The following is a 16,849-nucleotide window of genomic DNA, read 5'->3' as shown; positions in this document are numbered from 1 at the left end:
GATGCGCCTGATCCTTGCCTCCGCCGCCTGCCTCGCCCTGCTCGGCGCCTGCTCGAACGGCGAAAAGACCGCGCGCTACCTGATCGACCCGCCGATGACGGGCGAACGGGTGCCCGACCGGCTGGGCACGGCGGAGCTGAAGGACGTGTCCTTGCCGGAATACGCCTCGGGCGGTGAGGTCAGCTGGCAGACCGGGGACGGGGCGGTGCGCTCGAACACGAAACAGCTCTGGGCCGACGATCCGCAGCGCGCCTTCACGCTGACGCTGGCGCGCAGCATCTCGGATCTCTCGGGCGCCACGGTGATCGCCGAGCCATGGCCGCTGGCCGAACCGCCGCGTCGCCGGCTGGAGGTGCGGGTGGAAAAGGCGCTGGCCCAGGCCGACGGCAGCTATCGCCTGACCGGGCGCTATTTCGTCGCTGACGAGGGCGCGGGCGGCACAAACCAGGCGCGCGGCTTCGACATTTCCGTGCCGCTTGCCGACCAGAACCCCGCCGCCATCGCCCGCGCACAGTCGCAGGCCATCGCCCGGCTTGCCCGGCAGATCGCCACGCTGTCCGGGCCGGGCCGGTCGATCCGCACCAGCACCGCACCGCTGCCGCGGATCGACGACATCTTCTCGCAGCCGCTGCCGCCGCTGGAGGGCAGCTGAACCCGGCTGCGACAGTTTGACGGCTTTCCGCCTTCCCGCCCCCGCCTAGACTGCGCCCATCCCGGCAGCGGAGGTGAAATGCAGGCCGATCAGATCCAAGGGGTGCCGCTGCTGGCGCCGCCCGGGCGGCTGGACTTTCTCGACCGGCAAACGGTGCTGCTGCCCGCGCCGATCACCCCGCTGGAGGCATGGAACCGTATCCGCAGCCGCCCCTTGCCCCTGCTGGGCCTGGCCTTCCGCATTCGCGACGCGGTGTCGGCGCGGTTCGGCGTGCGGCGCATCGGCGGGCTGGGCAAGGCGCCCAGCGACAGCGTGCGCGCCGGTCAGCGGCTGGACTTCTTTCTGGTCGAGCATACCGCGCCCAACCTGCTGGTGCTGGCCGAGCGCGACCGGCATCTGGACGTGATGACCTGCATCTCGACCCACGGGGCAGAGCTGGCGATCACCTCCTCGGTGGTGACGCATAATCGCTTCGGCCGGACCTATATGCTGGTGGTGGGGCCGGCGCATCGGCTGATCGTGCGCGCCATGCTGCGCCGGCTGATGCGCGGCTAGCCCGGCCTAGCCGGCATCCGGCTCGAACTGGCCGAAGCGGCCGGCGGCGAAGACCAGCGGATGATCGCCCGGGCCTGCCACCGTGACCCGCAGCACCCGCCCGATCAGCACCGAATGGTCGCCCGCTTCATGCGCGGCATGGGCCATGCAGTCGAAGCGCGCCGCGACGCCGGGAATGACCGGCACGCCCTCGGGGGTCAGCACGCTCTCCAGCCCCTCGAACTGCCGGCCGCCGCGGGTGAAGCGCAGGCAGGTCTCCAGCTGTTCCGCGCCCAGCACATGCACCGACCAGGCCGCCGCCCCGGCAAAGGCCGCGTGCCGGGCCGAGGCGCGGGCCGGGCACCACAGCACCAGCGGCGGCTCCAGCGAAACGCTGGAGAAGCTGTTCACCGTCATGCCCAGCGGTCCCTCGGGCCCGGTGGTGGTCACCACGGTGACGCCGGTGGCGAAACGCCCCAGCGCCTCGCGCAGCAGCCGCGCCTCGGCATTGGCGGGATGAAAGGTGATCTCGTCGGCCAGCCGGTCGCGGGTCGCGGGGGGAAGACGGCTCATGCGCGGGCCCTGTCATCTGCGGGACATGGCCAGAGCGGTTCCGGCCTTTTTCCCCTTCTTAGTCGGCGGGCGGCGGCGCATCAACCCGACCGCCGGGCATCGCCATCCGGGGTGTCATGGCGGCGATCAGCTGGCGGTGCAGCGCCGGCGCCGCCACCACCAGCCCGTCGGTCAGCGGCCGGGCGGCGTTGAAACGCATCGGCGCGCCGGACAGGTCGCTGGCCAGGCAGCCGGCACGGGCGGCGATCAGGCTGCCCGCCGCCACGTCCCATTCCCAGGCCGGGCGTGTGGAGAGCGTGGCGTCGAACTGCCCGTCCGCCACCAGGCACAGCCGCCAGGCCAGCGAGGGGCGGAAGCTGCGCTTGACCGGCGGCGCCGCGCCCCGCCAATGCACGGGATCGAGGCTCGCCTTGCTGGTCAGCACGCGGGCGCCGCGCAACCCCTGCGCCGAGGGGGCAATGGGCTTGCCGTCGCGCAGCGCCGGCCCATCGGCCGAGGCGGCATAGGTGGTGCGCTGCGCCGGCAGATGCACCACGCCCGCCACCACCCGGTCGCCGCGGGTGATCGCCAGCGCATGGGAAAATCCGACCTGCCCGTCGATGAAGGCGCGAGTGCCGTCGATCGGGTCGATGATGAAGCAATGCTCGGCCTGAAGCCGGGCCGGGTCGTCGGCGCTTTCCTCGCTCAGCCAGCCGTAATCGGGACGAGCCCTGCGCAGCAGGCGCTCCAGATGCGCGTTGACGGCCAGGTCGGCCTCGGTCACCGGGCCGGCGCCGTCGCCCTTGTCCCAGACCCGCGGCTCGCGCCGCCAATAGCGCAGCGCGATCTCGCCCGCCTCATGCGCGGCCTGTTCCAGAAGCGCAAGGTCACTCGCCGGCAACGGTCATCCCTTCGACCAGAAGGCTGGGCACGCGCATCGAGCGCCAGTCGGGCAGGTCATTGGCGGCGGTCAGGCGCAGCAGCATGTCGCGCAGGTTGCCAGCGATGGTGCATTCGTTGACGGCATGGGCGATCTCGCCGTTCTCGACCCAGAAGCCGCCGGCGCCGCGCGAATAATCCCCGGTGGTGCCGTTGATCGAGGCGCCCAGCATCGAGGTCACGACCAAGCCGCGCCCCATCTCGCGGATCAGCTCGTCCCGCGTCTTGTCGCCCGGGGTCAGCTCCAGGTTGGTCACGCCGGGCGAGGGCGGGCTGCCGGCACCGCGCATGGCATTGGCGGTCGAGTCCATGCCCAGCTTGCGCGCCGTGGCCAGGTCCAGCGTCCAGCCCTGCAACACGCCATCGGCCACGATCAGCCGCGGCGCGGTCGCCAGCCCCTCGCCGTCGAACAGGCGCGAAGAGCCATAACGCGGCCGGTGCGGATCCTCGCGCAGCGCGAACCCCCTGGGCAGCACCTGTTCCCCCAGCGCATCGCGCAGCCAGCTGGCGCCGCGCGCCACCGAGGCGCCGTTCACCGCCGCGACCAGGTGGCCGATCAGCCCCGAGGCCACGCGCTCGTCATAGAGGATCGGGAAGGCGCCGGTCGGCGGCTTGCGCGCGCCGCGCCGGGCGACGGTACGTTCGGCGGCCAGCCGGCCGATCTCTTCGGGTGCGGGCAGGTCGGCGGCATGGACCCGGCTTTCGCCGGCCCAGTCGCGCTCCATCCCCAGCCCCTCGCCGGTGATCGCGACGGTGGACAGGCTGTGGCCGCTGCGCCCGTAGCCGGCCGAGAAGCCGTTCGTCGCCGCCAGCCACATGCGGCGCTGCGAATGGCTGGCACCGGCGGATTCGACCGTCGACACGCCCTCGACCGCCAGCGCCGCCGCCTCGGCACGCAAGGCCAGATCCCGCAAATGCTCTGGCGTGGGCTCGGCCGCGTGGTCGTAAAGGTCCAGCCGGGCGCTGTCGGTGTCGCGGGCCAGCTGCTCGGGCTCGGCCAGGCCCAGCGTGTCGTCCACCGGCGCCTCGCGCGCCATGGCGACGGCGCGGACCGCCATTTCCTCGATGGTCCGGGCCGAGCGGTCCGAGGCCGAGACGCAGGCCTGCCGCCCGCCGACCAGCACGCGCAGCCCGATCTCGACGCCCTCGGCGCGCTCGGCATGTTCCAGATGCCCGGCGCGCACATCGACCGAGACGGCGGCGGCCTCCAGCGCCACGGCATCGGCCTGGTCGGCGCCCGCCTTGCGCGCCGCCGCCAGAAGCTGCTGCGCCAAAGCCTCGAGTCGATGGTATTCGGACATGCGGTTCACCTTGGAATAGGACACGGGGGCCGCGGCACCAACGCCCGGCCCCCGCAATGCGATCCGTCAGGGCGCCGGGCGCCGCGCCCCGGAGGGGTTACTTGATCTGCTGGCCGTTGGCAAAGATCGAGCCGTCTTCCTTGAACTCGAGCCTGGTTTCCAGCCTGTCCTCACCCTCAGCGACCGGCTTGGCGAACATGGCCATCATCATCCGCACGCCCATGATCTGATCCTCGGGGATCAGGCCCATGGCGCCCAGCTTGTCGATCAGGCCGTTCACGCCCTCGTAACGGGCATGGACCTCGCCGACCGGGGTGGTCATGTCGCCGCTTTCCGGGGCCTTCAGCGCGCCCTCGGCATTCACCTTGGCGCCAAGCGCGACCAGCGCGAACTGGTTGATCGCGACCTCGACCGGCTCGAAGGGCTGCGGGTCGGCTTCCGCAGCCTCCATGCCCTCGGCGCCGTCGGTCTCAGCCTCATCCGGGGCCTCGTCCGCGGCAGGCGCCATGCCGGCCGGGTCGAAGATGTCCTTGGCCACCTTCATCTGCCCGGTCACGTCGATGTCCAGCGAGGCCGGGTCGCGCGGCAGCTGGCCCTGCGCGTCGAACAGGTTCCAGATCGCATCGCCCAGCGTCAGCCCGGCCAGCGAATAGGCGAACTTGAAGGGCTGCGCCTGATCCGACTGCATCACCGGCATCTGCATGTCGAAGCTGCCGCTTTCGATGGCGTAATTGATCGGGAAGGGCATGTCGCTGCTGGTCAGCTCGAAGCTGCCGGCATCCGAGCCCGCCTGGTAGGTCATGCCGTCCTGCGACAGGCCGAAGCTCAGCTCGAAGCCCTTGCCGTCGTATTTGCCGGCGCCGCTGGTGGCCTCGCCGCCTTCGTCGGTGCCGGCAAAGTCGAAGCTGACCGCCATGGCGCCGGATTTCAGCACCCCATTCATGGCAAGCCCGGCCTTCAGCGCGGCGTTCATGTCCTCTTCCAGCTTGATGCCGGAGGGGACGGCCATCTCGCCGGTGGTTTCCAGATCGGCGAGGCTGCCCCCGAACTTGACCTTGTCGCCTTCCTCGCTGTCCACGTCGCCCGAGAAGGTGATCGCGCCCGATTTCATCGCATAGTCGTATTTCGCCGGTGCACCGGCAATGATGTGGAAGGTGCCGGTCGAATCCGCCACGCCCACCTTGATCGGCAGCGGGGTTTCCTTGTCGCCCCTCTTGATCGTGGTCAAGGTGAAGTCCATCGCGGGATAGTCGAAGTCATGCGTCATGTCCTCGGGCGCGCCCGAGGTGACGATGGCATTGCCCGGCATGTCCACGGTAAAGGGCAGGCTGTAGCTTTGCCCGTCGGGATCGGTCCCATGCGCCTCGCCGGTCATCCGGTCGGCGAAGACCGTCTTGACCGTGCCGTCGGCCCCCTCGCTCAGCGTGACCTGGGGAATGCTGAAGCTGACCTGGCTGTCGGGCACGCCGCCGCTGATGGCGATGTCGCTGAGCGTCAGCGTGTCGCCGGCCTTGTCGCGCTTGCCCTCGGTCACGCTGTAACCGAGCGACTGGTAGTAATCGACCCAGGACTGCCACACCTGTTCCGAAGTCACATCGGCAAGCGCCGGGGCCGTCATCGCGGCCAGCGCCAGGGCCGAGCTTGTCAGTCGCAGGTTCATTTCATAACACCTTTCCGGCGAGAATTGCATAAGAAACACCGATCCGGCTTTTGCCACAGCCAGCGCGCGGGTCCAAGGAGGGAATGATGATCACCAGGGAAATCGTCGGCGGGATCGGACGCATCACCATCGCGCGCCCGGCCAAGGCCAATTCGCTGACCGGCGCCATGCTGGCCGGGCTGACCGCCGCTTTCGACGCGCTGGCCGCCGAGCCCGCCCTGCGCGCCGTGATCCTGACCGGCGAGGGCGCGGTGTTTTCCGCCGGGGCCGATCTGGACGAGGCCCGCGCCGGGCTGGCCCTGTCCCCGGAATGGGAGCGGCTGTCGTCCCGCGTGGCCTCGATGCCTTGCCTGACCATCGCCGCGCTGAACGGCACGGCGGCGGGTGGCGCCCTGGGCATGGTGCTGGCCTGCGACCTGCGGCTGGCGGTGCCGGGTGCGAAAATCTTCTATCCGGTCATGCGCCTGGGCTTCCTGCCCCAGCCCAGCGATCCCTTGCGCCTGCGCGCATTGGTCGGGCCGGCGCGCGCCAAGATGATCCTGATGGCCGGGCAAAAGATCCCGGCCGAAGAGGCGCTGGCCTGGGGCCTGATCGACCGGCTGGTCGCGCCCGAGGCGCTGCTGGACGAGGCCGCGGCGCTGGCCGCCGACGCCTGCGCCGCCGATGCCGGCCATGTCGCGGCGATCAAGCGGATGCTGGATTGACGGCGCCCGCCCGGCGTTCAGCGCCTGGCCGCGGCCTTTCGTGACGTTGCGTCACCGCCGTCAGGCATAGGCCGCCTGTTTGCCGAAATGCATGCAGAGCATGTAATAGACCACCGCGCGATACTTGTTGCGGTTGGAACTGCCGTATTTCGCGATCACCTTGTCGATGGCGGCGGAAAGCTCGGGGCCGTCGGGCAGGCCCAGCTTTTTCATCAGGTAGTTGGTCCTGATACGCTCCAGTTCGGCCTTGTCCGATCCGGCCACGGTTTCCCCGTCGGCGTTGTAGATCGAAGGCCCGCAGCCGATGACCACCTTGGTCAGCAGGTCCATGTCGGGCGTGACGCCCAGCTTGTCCTTCATGTCGGCGGCGTATTTGGCGATCAGATCGTCGCGCTTGCTCATTGCTCTGTCCCCCCTTCGGATTGGTTCATCCCAGGGGAGAGCCTAGCGCCGGGCGGGCAAATATCAACTGAAACCGCACGCTTGCGGCGCGGCGTGCCTATCCCGCGAAGGCGGGGGCCAGCGCCTGGGCGATCCGGGCGCCTTCCTCGGGCGACAGTTGCGGCGGCGCCGCGAAACTGTCGATGCCGTCCTTCAGATAGGCCTGCGACGAGACGTCATGCACATGATGCATCGGCACGACATGCGCATGGGCATGGGCGACATGGATGCCGGTATAGAACAGGGCGACCCGCTCGACCGCGTAAAGCGCCTTCATCTGCCGGGCCAGGCGCTGCGCGCAACCGGTGATGCGGGTGGCAAGATCCTCGGGCAGATCCTCGAACCAGGGGTAATGCCGCTTGGGAATGACCAGGCAATGGCCGGGACGGATGGGATGCAGGTCCAGGAAGGCGAGGATATGCTCGTCCTCATAGATCCGATGCGCCGGCAATTCGCCGCGCGCGATGCGACAGAACAGGCAATCGTCGGACATCCGGTCCCCCTTCCCGGCTTGCGGCGCGGCCCCGGTCGAGCCGCGCCCACGCGTTCAATAGCGGTAATGTTCGGACTTGAACGGGCCCTCGGGCGTCACGCCGATATAGGCGGCCTGTTCGCTGGACAGCTTGGTCAGCTTGACGCCGATCTTGTCCAGATGCAGCCGGGCGACCTTTTCGTCCAGCGCCTTGGGCAGGATATAGACGCCCGGCGCGTATGCGTCGTTCTTGGTCCACAGCTCGATCTGCGCCAGCACCTGGTTGGTGAAGCTGGCCGACATCACGAAGCTGGGGTGGCCGGTGGCATTGCCCAGGTTCAAGAGCCGCCCCTCGGACAGCAGGATGATCCGGTTGCCCGAGGGCATCTCGATCATGTCCACCTGGTCCTTGACGTTGGTCCATTTGTGGTTTTTCAGCGCCGCGACCTGGATCTCGTTGTCGAAATGGCCGATATTGCCGACGATGGCCATGTCCTTCATCTCGCGCATGTGCTCGATGCGGATCACGTCCTTGTTGCCGGTGGTGGTGACGAAGATGTCGGCCGTCGCGACCACCTCCTCCAGCAGCACCACCTCGAAGCCGTCCATGGCGGCCTGCAGGGCGCAGATCGGATCGACCTCGGTCACCTTCACGCGGGCGCCGGCACCGCGCAGCGACGCGGCCGAGCCCTTGCCCACGTCGCCATAGCCGCAGACCACGGCGACCTTGCCGGCCATCATCACGTCGGTGGCCCGCCGGATGCCGTCGACCAGCGATTCCTTGCAGCCATACTTGTTGTCGAATTTCGACTTGGTGACGCTGTCGTTCACGTTGATCGCCGGGAACGGCAAGAGCCCCTTCTTGTGCAGGTCGTAAAGCCGATGCACGCCGGTCGTCGTCTCCTCGCTGACGCCGCGGATCGCATCGCGCTGCCGGGTGAACCAGCCGGGCGAGGCCGCCAGCCGCTTGCGGATCTGGGCGAACAGCGCCTCCTCCTCCTCGCTGGTCGGCACGTCGATCAGCCCGGTCTCGCCCGCCTCGACCCGCGCGCCCAGCAGCACATACATGGTCGCGTCGCCGCCGTCGTCCAGGATCATGTTCGCCGTGCCTTCCGCGAACTGGAAGATCTGGTCGGTATAGGACCAGTATTCCGGCAGCGTCTCGCCCTTGACGGCAAAGACCGGGATGCCGGCTTTCGCAATCGCCGCCGCCGCATGGTCCTGGGTCGAGAAGATGTTGCAGGACGCCCAGCGCACCTCGGCCCCCAGCGCCACCAGCGTCTCGATCAGCACGGCGGTCTGCACGGTCATGTGCAGGCTGCCGGCGATGCGGGCGCCCTTCAGCGGCTTCGTCTCGCCATATTCGGCGCGCAGGGCCATCAGGCCGGGCATCTCGGTCTCGGCGATGTCCAGCTCCTTGCGGCCGTATTCGGCCAGGGCGATGTCGCGGATGATGTAATCGGTCATGGGGCCCTCGCGCCTTGTGCTGTTGGCGCGGCCTTAGCATCCCCGGCGCGGTCCTGCAAACCCAAGCGGTCAGCCGTTGAAGCCCGCCTTGACGAAGAACACCTGCGGGCTGGTCGCGTCGCTGAAGCCGATCCCCGAGGCGATGACGCAGCTGGTCGCATCCGGCCGCTCGAACACCACCGTCCAGGTGCCCATCAGGTCCGAGCCCCACAGCGTCACGCCATCGGTCCCGGTGGCGATCCGCGCCTCGCCGAAATCCTGGCGCAGGGTCTGCTCCAGTTCCGCCTTGCGGTCGCACCAGGGCTGGTCCTCCACCGCCACTTCGGACAGCGGCAGGGTGCGGGCGACCTCGCGCACGGCGCGCGGGTCCATGCCGGCGATGGCGGACCAGCCGCGCGGATGGGCCAGGTTCTCCTCGCGGGTCTGGATCGCCGCCTGCGCGGACTGGCCCGGCAGGGCCAGAAGCACCGCCAGCAGGGCGGCTGCGATGCGGGAAGCCGGGGTCATGTGCATTGCCTCAACCTTTCGCTTGCGCGGGTGACCGGGGAAAACCGCCGGGGTTCGCGAAAGGTTCCGATCCAGTCGCAAATGTGAGCGGTAGCAGCTTTCTCTGGAATGGCTTAGAAGGATCGGGACGAGGCTGCGCGGAAAAGGGGGAAGACATGGCGATCCTGTTGGCGGATGTGGGCGGCACCAATGCGCGGATGGCGCTGGCACGGGACGGCGCGCTGGTCGCCGATACCATCACCCGGTTTCGCGGCGACGATCATGCGACATTCGACGAGGTGGTGGCCAAGTTCCTCGCCCAGCAGGGCAGCCCGCAGATCGAGGCGGTCTGCGTCGCCGTCGCCGGCCCGGTCTGGGGAGACGAGGCGCGGCTGACCAACCGCGACTGGAGCTTTTCCACGGCACGGCTCTGCACGCTGTCCGGCGCCCCCCGCGCGCGGCTGATCAACGACCTGATCGCCCTGGGCTATGCCACGCCGGCCCTGGACGGCGAGGCGGCGGGCTTCCTGCGCGCGGCGCCCGAAGGCGCGCTGTCGAACGGGCAGCGGCTGGTGGTGAATGCCGGCACCGGCTTCAACGTCTGCGCGGTCAAGGTGCTGCCGGACGGCGGGATCGCCTGCCTTGAGGCCGAGGAGGGCCATACCCGCCTGCCGCTTTCCGTGGCCGAGCCGCTGGCCGAGGCGCTTGGTGCAGCCGGCCGGGCGATTGATTCGGTCGAGGAACTGTTCGCCGGCCGCGGCCTTGCCCGGCTGCACGCGCTGCGCATGGGCCTGCCGCAGGGCCGGGCCGAAACCGTGGTCGCAGACGCGGCCCAGGGCGATCAGGCGGCCGAGGAAACGCTGGCGCTCTATGCCCGGCTGTTCGGGCTGTTCTGCCGCGAACTTGCCTTTCGTTTCATGCCGATGGAGGGCATGTTCCTGGCCGGCAGCGTCGCGCGTTCCTGCACCGATCGGTTCGAAATCTTCGAGCGCGCCTTCCTTTCCGACCCGCTGATGGCGCGGATTCCGCAGGCGGTTCCGATCGGCGTGATCCGGGACGACATGGCGGCGCTGCATGGCTGTCTGGCCGCAATCCGCTGAAAATCGCCCGAATTTGGGCAGCTGCGCTGGATTTTGTTGACGTGCCCTGCAATGCTTGCGGGAAAACCGCCAGAAGCAGGGCAATCAGGCAATGAAAAGCTGGATCAAGGCAGGGACGGCTGCCGCAATCGTGCTTGCAACCGGCGCGGGCATGGTCTGGGCGCAGTCCTCGGGCTCGCCTTCCTCCTCGCCCTTTTCGGGCTGGTTCGGCCGGGACGGCAATGACGGCTCGCCCGTGAACCTGGATTTCCAGGTCGATGGCGGCGACGACGCCCTGCTTCCGGCGATCCGGCAGACCTCGCTTCTGGTCAGCGCCCAGGACGAGGGGCGGGTGACGGGCCAGGACATGCTGGCCGCCGCGCGCGGCGATTACGCCCGCATCCTGGGGGTGCTTTACGACCAGGGCTATTACTCGGGCGTCATCGACATCACCCTGGACGGGGTCGAGGCTGCCGGCATCGCGCCGCTCGACGCGCCCAAGGTGGTGCACCGGGTGGTGGTCTCGGTCCAGCCCGGCCCGCGCTTTCGCTACAGCCGGGCCGAGATCGCGCCGGTGGCGCCGGGCACCGAACTGCCGCGCAGCTATCGCCGGGGCGAGATCGCCCGCACCGGCGACATGAAGAACGCCGCCACCGCCGGCGTGGCGGGCTGGCGCAACGTGGGCCACGCCAAGGCCGAGGTGGCCGAGACCGAGATCATCGCCGACCACGCCACCAACCTGATCGACAGCCGCATCCGCCTGGCGCCGGGCCCCGAGCTGCGCTTTGGCCAGCTGACCATCCGCGGCCATCAGCGCATGGACCCGCGCCGGCTGCGCAAGATCGCCGGCTTCCCCGAGGGCGAACGCTTCGATCCCGAGAAGCTCGAGAATGTGAGGAAGCGCCTGCGCCGCTCGGGCGTGTTCTCGGCCATCACCCTGACCGAGGCCGACCGGATCGGCCCCGGCAACACGCTGGACGTGGACCTGCTGGTGGCCGAGCAGAAGCTGCGCCGGCTGGGTGCCGGCTTCGAATATTCCAATACCGACGGGCTGTCGCTGACCGCCTACTGGATCAACCGCAACCTGTTCCGCGGCGGCGAGCGGCTGCGCGTGGATGCCGGCGTCTCGGATATCGGCGGCGATAGCGGGCGCGACTACAGCCTGGGGCTGCGCATCGACCGGCCCGCCACCATCACCGCCGACACCACCGGCTATGTGCTGGCCAAGGTCGAAAGCCTGCAGGAAGAGGATTACGACCTCAAGTCCGGCACCTTCGGCCTGGGCTTCACCTGGATCCCCAGCGACGAATTGACCGCCGATATCGCCCTGCAATACCGGGCGCTGCGCGTCGACGACGACAGCGGCCGCACCGATTTCCGGCTTTTCGCGCTGCCTACCAGCGTGATCTGGGACAAGCGCGACGAGCCGACCGACGCCAAGCGCGGCTATTGGCTGTCGGGCGGGGTCACGCCCTTTGTCGGCTTGCAGGACGAAACCGGCTCGGGCGCACAGGTGCTGGCCGAGGGGCGGGCCTATTACAGCTTCGGCACCGATGACCGCTTCACCCTGGCCGGCCGGGCGCGGCTGGGCACCGTGGTCGGCCCCGAGATCGGGGAAACCCCGCGCGATTACCTGTTCTGGTCCGGCGGCGGCGGCACGGTGCGCGGCCATTCCTATGAATCGCTGGGCGTCGAGGTGATCCCCGACAACAGCGGCGGCATGGTGCGCACCGGCGGCATGTCCATCGTCACCCTGACCGCCGAGACCCGCATCCAGGTCCGCGAACGCATCGGCCTGGCGCTGTTCGCCGATGCCGGCCGGGTCTGGGAGGACAGCGGCTGGTCCGGCGCCAGCGGCTGGCAGGCCGGGGCCGGCGCGGGCATCCGCTATCGCACCCCGGTCGGGCCGCTGCGCTTCGACATCGCCACCCCGGTCGGCGGCGGCGATGGCGACGACGGCGGGGTGCAGGTCTATATCGGTCTGGGGCAGGCGTTCTGATGCGTGATCTGGCTTATCGTCTCGTTCTGGCATTCGGGCTGGCCCTGGCCGCGCCCCTGGCCGCGCTGGCGCAGGATACCGCCGCCGAAATTTCGCAGGAGGTCGAGGACGACCGCGGTTTCATCACCCGTTTCCTGGAAGAAAAGCTGTCCGGCGCCGGCCGGCAGGTGGTGATCGAGGGCTTCCGCGGCGCGCTGTCCTCGCGCGCGACCTTCGAGCGCATGACCATCGCCGACGACGACGGCGTCTGGATCACGCTGGAAAACGGCGCCATGCAATGGACCCGCTCGGCGCTGCTGGCGCGGCGGGTCGAGATCAACGAGCTTTCGGCCGAGCGCATCATCCTGCCGCGCCTGCCCGGCACCGGCGACAGCGCCCCCCAGGCCGAGGCGCGCGAGTTCTCGCTGCCGCAGCTGCCGGTGGGGGTGAACATCGCCCGCATCGCCGTAGGCCGGGTGGAACTGGGCCAGCCGGTGATGGGGCAAGAGGCGGTGATCGCCATCGACGGCTCGATGAACCTGTCGGGCGGCGAGGGCGAGACCAGGCTGACCATCGACCGCGTGGACGGGCCGCGCGGCCAGTTCGCGCTGGACGCGGGCTTTTCCAACGAGACCCGCGTGCTGCGCCTGGACCTGAGGCTGGACGAGGACCGCAACGGGCTGTTCGCGAACGCGATCAAGCTGCACGACCGCCCCGCCGTTACCGCCGAGATCGCGGGCGAAGGGCCGATGTCGGATTTCACCGCCAATATCCAGCTGGCGACCGACGGCCAGCCGCGCGTGACCGGCACCGTCTCGGTCGATGCGGCCGAGCGCGACGGCGCCCCCGGCACCGCCTTCCGCGCCGAGCTGGGCGGCGACGTGGCCGCGCTGGTGCCGCCGCAGCACCGCGCCTTTTTCGGCACGCAATCGCAGCTTCTGGCCGAGGGCTGGCGCGGGCAGGACGGCCGGCTGGTCGTCCCCTCGCTGCGGCTGGCGACCGAGGCGCTGCGGCTGGACGGCAACCTGGCCACCACCAGCCGCGGCGCACCGGAAAGCGCGCATCTGACGCTGCTGCTGGGCGAGGACGCCGGGGCGGCGCAATTGCCGGTGCGGCTGCCCTGGGCCGACCGCCCGACCACGGTGCGCTCGGGCAGCCTGCGGCTGGATTACGACGCGGCGCAGGGCTCGGGCTGGGTGCTCAAGGGCGTGGTGGGTGACATCGCCCGCGACGACATCACCCTGTCGGAACTGCGGCTCGACGGGCGCGGCCGCGTCGCCCTGACCGCCGAGCAGGCCCTGGAAGAGGTGCGCGGCTGGATCGCCTTCGGCATGGACGACCTGGTGCCGGCCGATCCGGGCCTGGCGCAGGCCCTGGGCCGGGTGCTGAACGGCGGGCTGAACTTTGCCTTCACGCCCGGCAATGCGCTGCAGCTTTGGGGGATGAACATCAACGGCGAGGATTTCGGCTTCAAGGGCGAGACCACCGTCTCTGGCCTGCGCACCGGGATCACGCTGTCGGGCGACATCACCGCGCAGCACCGCAATGTGGCACGCTTCTCGGCCCTGGCCGGGCGCGAGCTGGGCGGCACCGCCGATGCCCGTATCAAGGGTCGCTACGCGCTGCTGGGCAAGGGCTTCGACGTCGAGGCAGAGGTGCTGGGCAACGACATCCGCGTCGGCCAGGACCATGCCGACCGCATGCTGGCGGGCCAGTCGCGCATCGAACTCAGCGCCCGGCGCGACACCTCGGGCATCAACCTGCGCAAGCTGGTGGTGAGCGCCCGAAACCTGACGGCCGAGGCGCAGGGCCGGCTGGACAGCTATTCCAGCACCCTGACCGCGACCATCGAGATGCCGGACCTGTCGGTGGCCGATCCCGGCATGTCGGGCTCGGTCCGCAGCGCGCTTCGCGCCACCGGCGCCGCCGGCGCGCGCCGCGTGACCCTGACCGGCAAGGCGCAGGATCTGGTCACCGGCATCGCCGAACTGGACGGCGCGCTGAAGGGCGAAACCGACCTGCTGGTCGAGGCGGCGCAGGCACGGGACGGGTTCGAGGTGCAGACTTTCCGGCTGACCAACCCGCAGATCGACGCCGAGGGCCGGGGCAGCTTCGCGCAAGGCGCGATGGATGCGACGCTGAACCTGTCCATGCCCGACCTGGCGGTGCTGGGGCGCGGCTTCTCGGGCGGGCTGACCGCCGAGGCGACGGCGGTGGAGCAGGACGGCACCCGCCGGATCGAGTTGACCGGGCGCGGCACCGACCTGCGCCTGGGCCAGCAGGACGTGGACGGGGCGCTGACCGGCGTGACCGAGTTGCGGCTTTCAGCCGAACAGCGCGGCGACGAGATCATCGTGCATGGCTTCGACCTGACCAACCGGCAGATGCTGGCCACCGCGCAGGGCCGCATCGCCCCCAGCGACACCGACATGCAGGGCCGGGTCGAGATCCGCTCGCTGGCCAGCTTCGGCCGCGGCTGGCGCGGGGCGCTGAACGCGCAGGGCAGCTTCAAGGACGACGGCTCGGGCGGGCGGCGGCTGGAGGTGACCGGCACCGGCACCGACCTGTCCTTTGGCCAGGCGCAGGTCGATGGCGCGCTGGCGGGCGAGACCCGGCTGGCCCTGCACGGGATCGAGCGCGACGGCGTCTTCACCATCGAGACCGCGACCGTCGAGAACCCGCGCCTGAACCTGGGCGCCGAGGGCCGGCTGGGCCAGGGCGCCACCGACCTGACCGCGACCCTGCGCGCCGACGACCTGCGCTTTCTGGGCCGCGGTTTCCGGGGCGCGGTCAATGCCTCGGGCCATGTCGTGGACCAGCAGGGCGGCGGGCGGCAGATCACCGCCAGCGGCTTGGCCCGCGGGCTGGGCATCGGCAACCCGCAGGCCGATGCCGTGCTGGCGGGCGAGACCAGCTTCGACCTTGCCGCCGCGCAGCGTCCGGACGGCGGCCTGACCGTCAGCCGGCTGCGCGCCGGCAACGGCCAGTTCAGCGTCACCGGCGACGGCAGCCCGGCCGAGGGGCTGAACCTCGACGCCCGGTTGAACGACCTGGCCCTGGTGGTGCCGGGCTTTCCCGGCCCGGCGACGGTCGCCGGCACCATCCGCAACCTGGGCAGAAGCTACGACGTGAACCTGACCGCCACCGGACCCGGCAATACCCAGGCCCGCGTGACCGGCACGGCGGCGACAGACCTGTCCACGGCCGACATCGCGGTCAGCGGCAACTCCAATGCCGCCGCCGCCAACCCCTTCCTGCGCACCCGCTCGGTCGAGGGGCCGCTGAGCTTCGACCTGCGCCTGAATGGCCGGCCGGCGCTGGAATCGCTGTCCGGGCGGGTGGCGCTGGCCAATGGCCGGCTGGCCGAGCCGCGCTTCGGCCTGGCCGTGGGCAGCCTGAACGCCAACGCCGATTTCAACGCCGGCCGCATCGCCGTCGATCTGCGCGGCGCGGTCGAGGCCGGCGGCACCATTACCGTCAGCGGCCCGGTCAGCCTGGTCGGCGACCGGCAGATGAACCTGGACGTGCGGCTGTCCGACGTGGTGCTGCGCGACCCCAACCTTTATGAGACGCTGGTGAACGGCGCGATCAACGTCGCCGGCACGGTGGGACAGGGGCCGCTGGTCTCGGGCCGCATCGACATGGGCCATACGGAACTGCGCATCCCCTCGACCGGGCTGGGCGGGGCGAAGGCGATCCCGGACATCATCCACCGTTCGGAACGCCCGCCGCAGCGCCAGACCCGCGCCAAGGCCGGGCTGCTGGAATATCCCAGCGAGGCTTCGCGCCAGGCCGGCATGGCCGCGCCGCCGGCGACGCCGCCGGCCAATCCGGCACGCTTCGACCTGCTGGTCTCGGCCCCGTCGCAGGTCTTCATCCGCGGCCGCGGCGTCGATGCCGAACTGGGCGGCGAGCTGCGCCTGACCGGCAATGCCCGCCAACCCATCCCCATCGGCCAGCTGGAGCTGATCCGCGGCCGGGTCGACCTGCTGGGCAAGCGGTTCGACATGACCGAGGGGCTGATCGAGTTGCAGGGCAGCATGATCCCGGTGATCCGGCTGGTGGCCGAGACTGTGCAGAACGACATCACCGCCCGCATCATCATCGACGGCGAGGCGCAGGATCCCGAGATCACCTTTGAATCCTCGCCCGAGATGCCGCAGGAAGAGGTACTGTCGCACCTGCTGTTCGGCCGGGGGCTGGACAATATCAGCGCGCTTCAGGCCGCGCAGCTGGCCAGCGCCGTAGCGACCCTGGCCGGGCGCGGCGGCGAGGGGATCGTCGGGCGGCTGCGGGCCTCGACCGGGCTCGACGACCTGGACCTGGCGACGGACGACGAGGGCAATGTCTCGGTCCGGGCGGGCAAATACCTGTCCGAGAACCTCTATACCGACGTGCAGGTCGGCGGCGACGGCAAGACCAAGCTGAACCTGAACCTGGACATTTCCCCGACGCTGACCGCGCGCGGCTCGGTCGACAGCGAAGGCGAAAGCACCATCGGCCTGTTCTACGAACGCGATTACTGACCCCGGCCCCGCCCCGCCCGCCGCCGCGGTGGCGCGGGGCGGCCGGGGCGCCCCTTGC

General features: G+C 70.0%; 14 protein-coding genes. 6 read left to right on the top strand and 8 right to left on the bottom strand.

All coding sequences use genetic code 11. The annotated features are described in order from the left end of the window. Position 1: 1 nt before the first annotated feature. Complete coding sequence (locus ESD82_RS10905) at positions 2-652, top strand: PqiC family protein (protein WP_024842664.1); 651 nt, start codon at positions 2-4, stop codon at positions 650-652. A 78-nt stretch (positions 653-730) separates the two neighbouring features. After that, positions 731-1,207, top strand: a complete 477-nt coding sequence (locus ESD82_RS10900; protein WP_024842665.1) for a DUF2867 domain-containing protein — start codon at positions 731-733, stop codon at positions 1,205-1,207. Between the two features lie 6 nt (positions 1,208-1,213). Here ESD82_RS10900 and ESD82_RS10895 read toward each other — a convergent pair whose 3' ends face one another. The 4 genes from ESD82_RS10895 to ESD82_RS10880 all read right to left on the bottom strand — a co-directional run bounded on the left by ESD82_RS10895 (position 1,214) and on the right by ESD82_RS10880 (position 5,638). Next, positions 1,214-1,759 (bottom strand): flavin reductase family protein, encoded by a 546-nt coding sequence (locus tag ESD82_RS10895; RefSeq protein ID WP_036747078.1) that lies wholly within the window; start codon positions 1,757-1,759, stop codon positions 1,214-1,216. A gap of 58 nt (positions 1,760-1,817) precedes the next feature. Further along, entirely contained in the window at positions 1,818-2,639 is an 822-nt protein-coding gene (locus ESD82_RS10890; protein WP_024842667.1) for a 3'(2'),5'-bisphosphate nucleotidase CysQ, read from the bottom strand. Further along, entirely contained in the window at positions 2,626-3,978 is a 1,353-nt protein-coding gene (locus ESD82_RS10885) for a TldD/PmbA family protein (protein ID WP_024842668.1), read from the bottom strand. Before ESD82_RS10885 ends, ESD82_RS10890 begins: the two co-directional genes overlap by 14 nt. A 97-nt stretch (positions 3,979-4,075) precedes the next feature. Next, positions 4,076-5,638 (bottom strand): DUF2125 domain-containing protein, encoded by a 1,563-nt coding sequence (locus ESD82_RS10880; protein WP_024842669.1) that lies wholly within the window; start codon positions 5,636-5,638, stop codon positions 4,076-4,078. An 86-nt stretch (positions 5,639-5,724) separates the two neighbouring features. Here ESD82_RS10880 and ESD82_RS10875 point away from each other — a divergent pair, with 86 nt between their 5' ends. After that, a complete protein-coding gene (locus tag ESD82_RS10875; protein WP_024842670.1) occupies positions 5,725-6,342 on the top strand; it encodes an enoyl-CoA hydratase/isomerase family protein in 618 nt (205 codons plus the stop codon). A 60-nt stretch (positions 6,343-6,402) separates the two neighbouring features. Here the strand turns inward: ESD82_RS10875 and ESD82_RS10870 are convergent, their stop codons facing one another. From ESD82_RS10870 to ESD82_RS10855, 4 genes are all read right to left on the bottom strand, one after another. After that, positions 6,403-6,744 carry a DUF2853 family protein gene (locus ESD82_RS10870; protein WP_024842671.1) on the bottom strand — a complete coding sequence of 114 codons (342 nt, stop codon included), beginning with the start codon at positions 6,742-6,744 and terminating at the stop codon, positions 6,403-6,405. Between the two features lie 97 nt (positions 6,745-6,841). Next, on the bottom strand, positions 6,842-7,276 hold the full coding sequence (locus tag ESD82_RS10865) for an HIT family protein (protein ID WP_024842672.1): 435 nt from the start codon (positions 7,274-7,276) through the stop codon (positions 6,842-6,844). Between the two features lie 54 nt (positions 7,277-7,330). After that, positions 7,331-8,722, bottom strand: coding sequence for an adenosylhomocysteinase (gene ahcY / locus ESD82_RS10860; protein WP_024842673.1), 1,392 nt, complete (start codon positions 8,720-8,722; stop codon positions 7,331-7,333). Positions 8,723-8,791: 69 nt separating this feature from the next. Beyond that, positions 8,792-9,229: a hypothetical protein gene (locus ESD82_RS10855; RefSeq protein WP_231486578.1), complete on the bottom strand. Its 438-nt coding sequence runs from the start codon at positions 9,227-9,229 to the stop codon at positions 8,792-8,794. 155 nt (positions 9,230-9,384) lie between these two features. Between ESD82_RS10855 and ESD82_RS10850 the strand changes: the two genes are divergently transcribed. The 3 genes from ESD82_RS10850 (at position 9,385) to ESD82_RS10840 (ending at position 16,791) form a co-directional block, all read left to right on the top strand. Continuing rightward, positions 9,385-10,308 (top strand): glucokinase, encoded by a 924-nt coding sequence (locus ESD82_RS10850; protein WP_024842675.1) that lies wholly within the window; start codon positions 9,385-9,387, stop codon positions 10,306-10,308. 91 nt (positions 10,309-10,399) lie between these two features. After that, positions 10,400-12,286, top strand: coding sequence for an autotransporter assembly complex protein TamA (locus ESD82_RS10845; RefSeq protein WP_147428242.1), 1,887 nt, complete (start codon positions 10,400-10,402; stop codon positions 12,284-12,286). Beyond that, positions 12,286-16,791: a translocation/assembly module TamB domain-containing protein gene (locus tag ESD82_RS10840; protein WP_147428243.1), complete on the top strand. Its 4,506-nt coding sequence runs from the start codon at positions 12,286-12,288 to the stop codon at positions 16,789-16,791. The genes ESD82_RS10845 and ESD82_RS10840 overlap by 1 nt, the downstream gene beginning before the upstream one ends. Positions 16,792-16,849 lie beyond the last annotated feature (58 nt).

It is taken from the genome of Paracoccus pantotrophus (genome assembly GCF_008824185.1).
Classification (GTDB): Bacteria; Pseudomonadota; Alphaproteobacteria; order Rhodobacterales; family Rhodobacteraceae; genus Paracoccus; species Paracoccus pantotrophus.
This window is presented reverse-complemented; position numbering and strand designations above follow the sequence as displayed.

Coding starts and splice junctions, on each gene's coding strand:
- ESD82_RS10900 (WP_024842665.1), top strand. CDS start 731: ATGCAGGCCGATCAGATCCAAGGGGTGCCGCTGCTGGCGCCGCCCGGG.
- ESD82_RS10870 (WP_024842671.1), bottom strand. CDS start 6,744: ATGAGCAAGCGCGACGATCTGATCGCCAAATACGCCGCCGACATGAAG.
- ESD82_RS10840 (WP_147428243.1), top strand. CDS start 12,286: ATGCGTGATCTGGCTTATCGTCTCGTTCTGGCATTCGGGCTGGCCCTG.
- ESD82_RS10880 (WP_024842669.1), bottom strand. CDS start 5,638: ATGAACCTGCGACTGACAAGCTCGGCCCTGGCGCTGGCCGCGATGACG.
- ESD82_RS10845 (WP_147428242.1), top strand. CDS start 10,400: ATGAAAAGCTGGATCAAGGCAGGGACGGCTGCCGCAATCGTGCTTGCA.
- ESD82_RS10885 (WP_024842668.1), bottom strand. CDS start 3,978: ATGTCCGAATACCATCGACTCGAGGCTTTGGCGCAGCAGCTTCTGGCG.
- ahcY (WP_024842673.1), bottom strand. CDS start 8,722: ATGACCGATTACATCATCCGCGACATCGCCCTGGCCGAATACGGCCGC.
- ESD82_RS10865 (WP_024842672.1), bottom strand. CDS start 7,276: ATGTCCGACGATTGCCTGTTCTGTCGCATCGCGCGCGGCGAATTGCCG.
- ESD82_RS10895 (WP_036747078.1), bottom strand. CDS start 1,759: ATGAGCCGTCTTCCCCCCGCGACCCGCGACCGGCTGGCCGACGAGATC.
- ESD82_RS10855 (WP_231486578.1), bottom strand. CDS start 9,229: ATGACCCCGGCTTCCCGCATCGCAGCCGCCCTGCTGGCGGTGCTTCTG.
- ESD82_RS10850 (WP_024842675.1), top strand. CDS start 9,385: ATGGCGATCCTGTTGGCGGATGTGGGCGGCACCAATGCGCGGATGGCG.
- ESD82_RS10905 (WP_024842664.1), top strand. CDS start 2: ATGCGCCTGATCCTTGCCTCCGCCGCCTGCCTCGCCCTGCTCGGCGCC.
- ESD82_RS10875 (WP_024842670.1), top strand. CDS start 5,725: ATGATCACCAGGGAAATCGTCGGCGGGATCGGACGCATCACCATCGCG.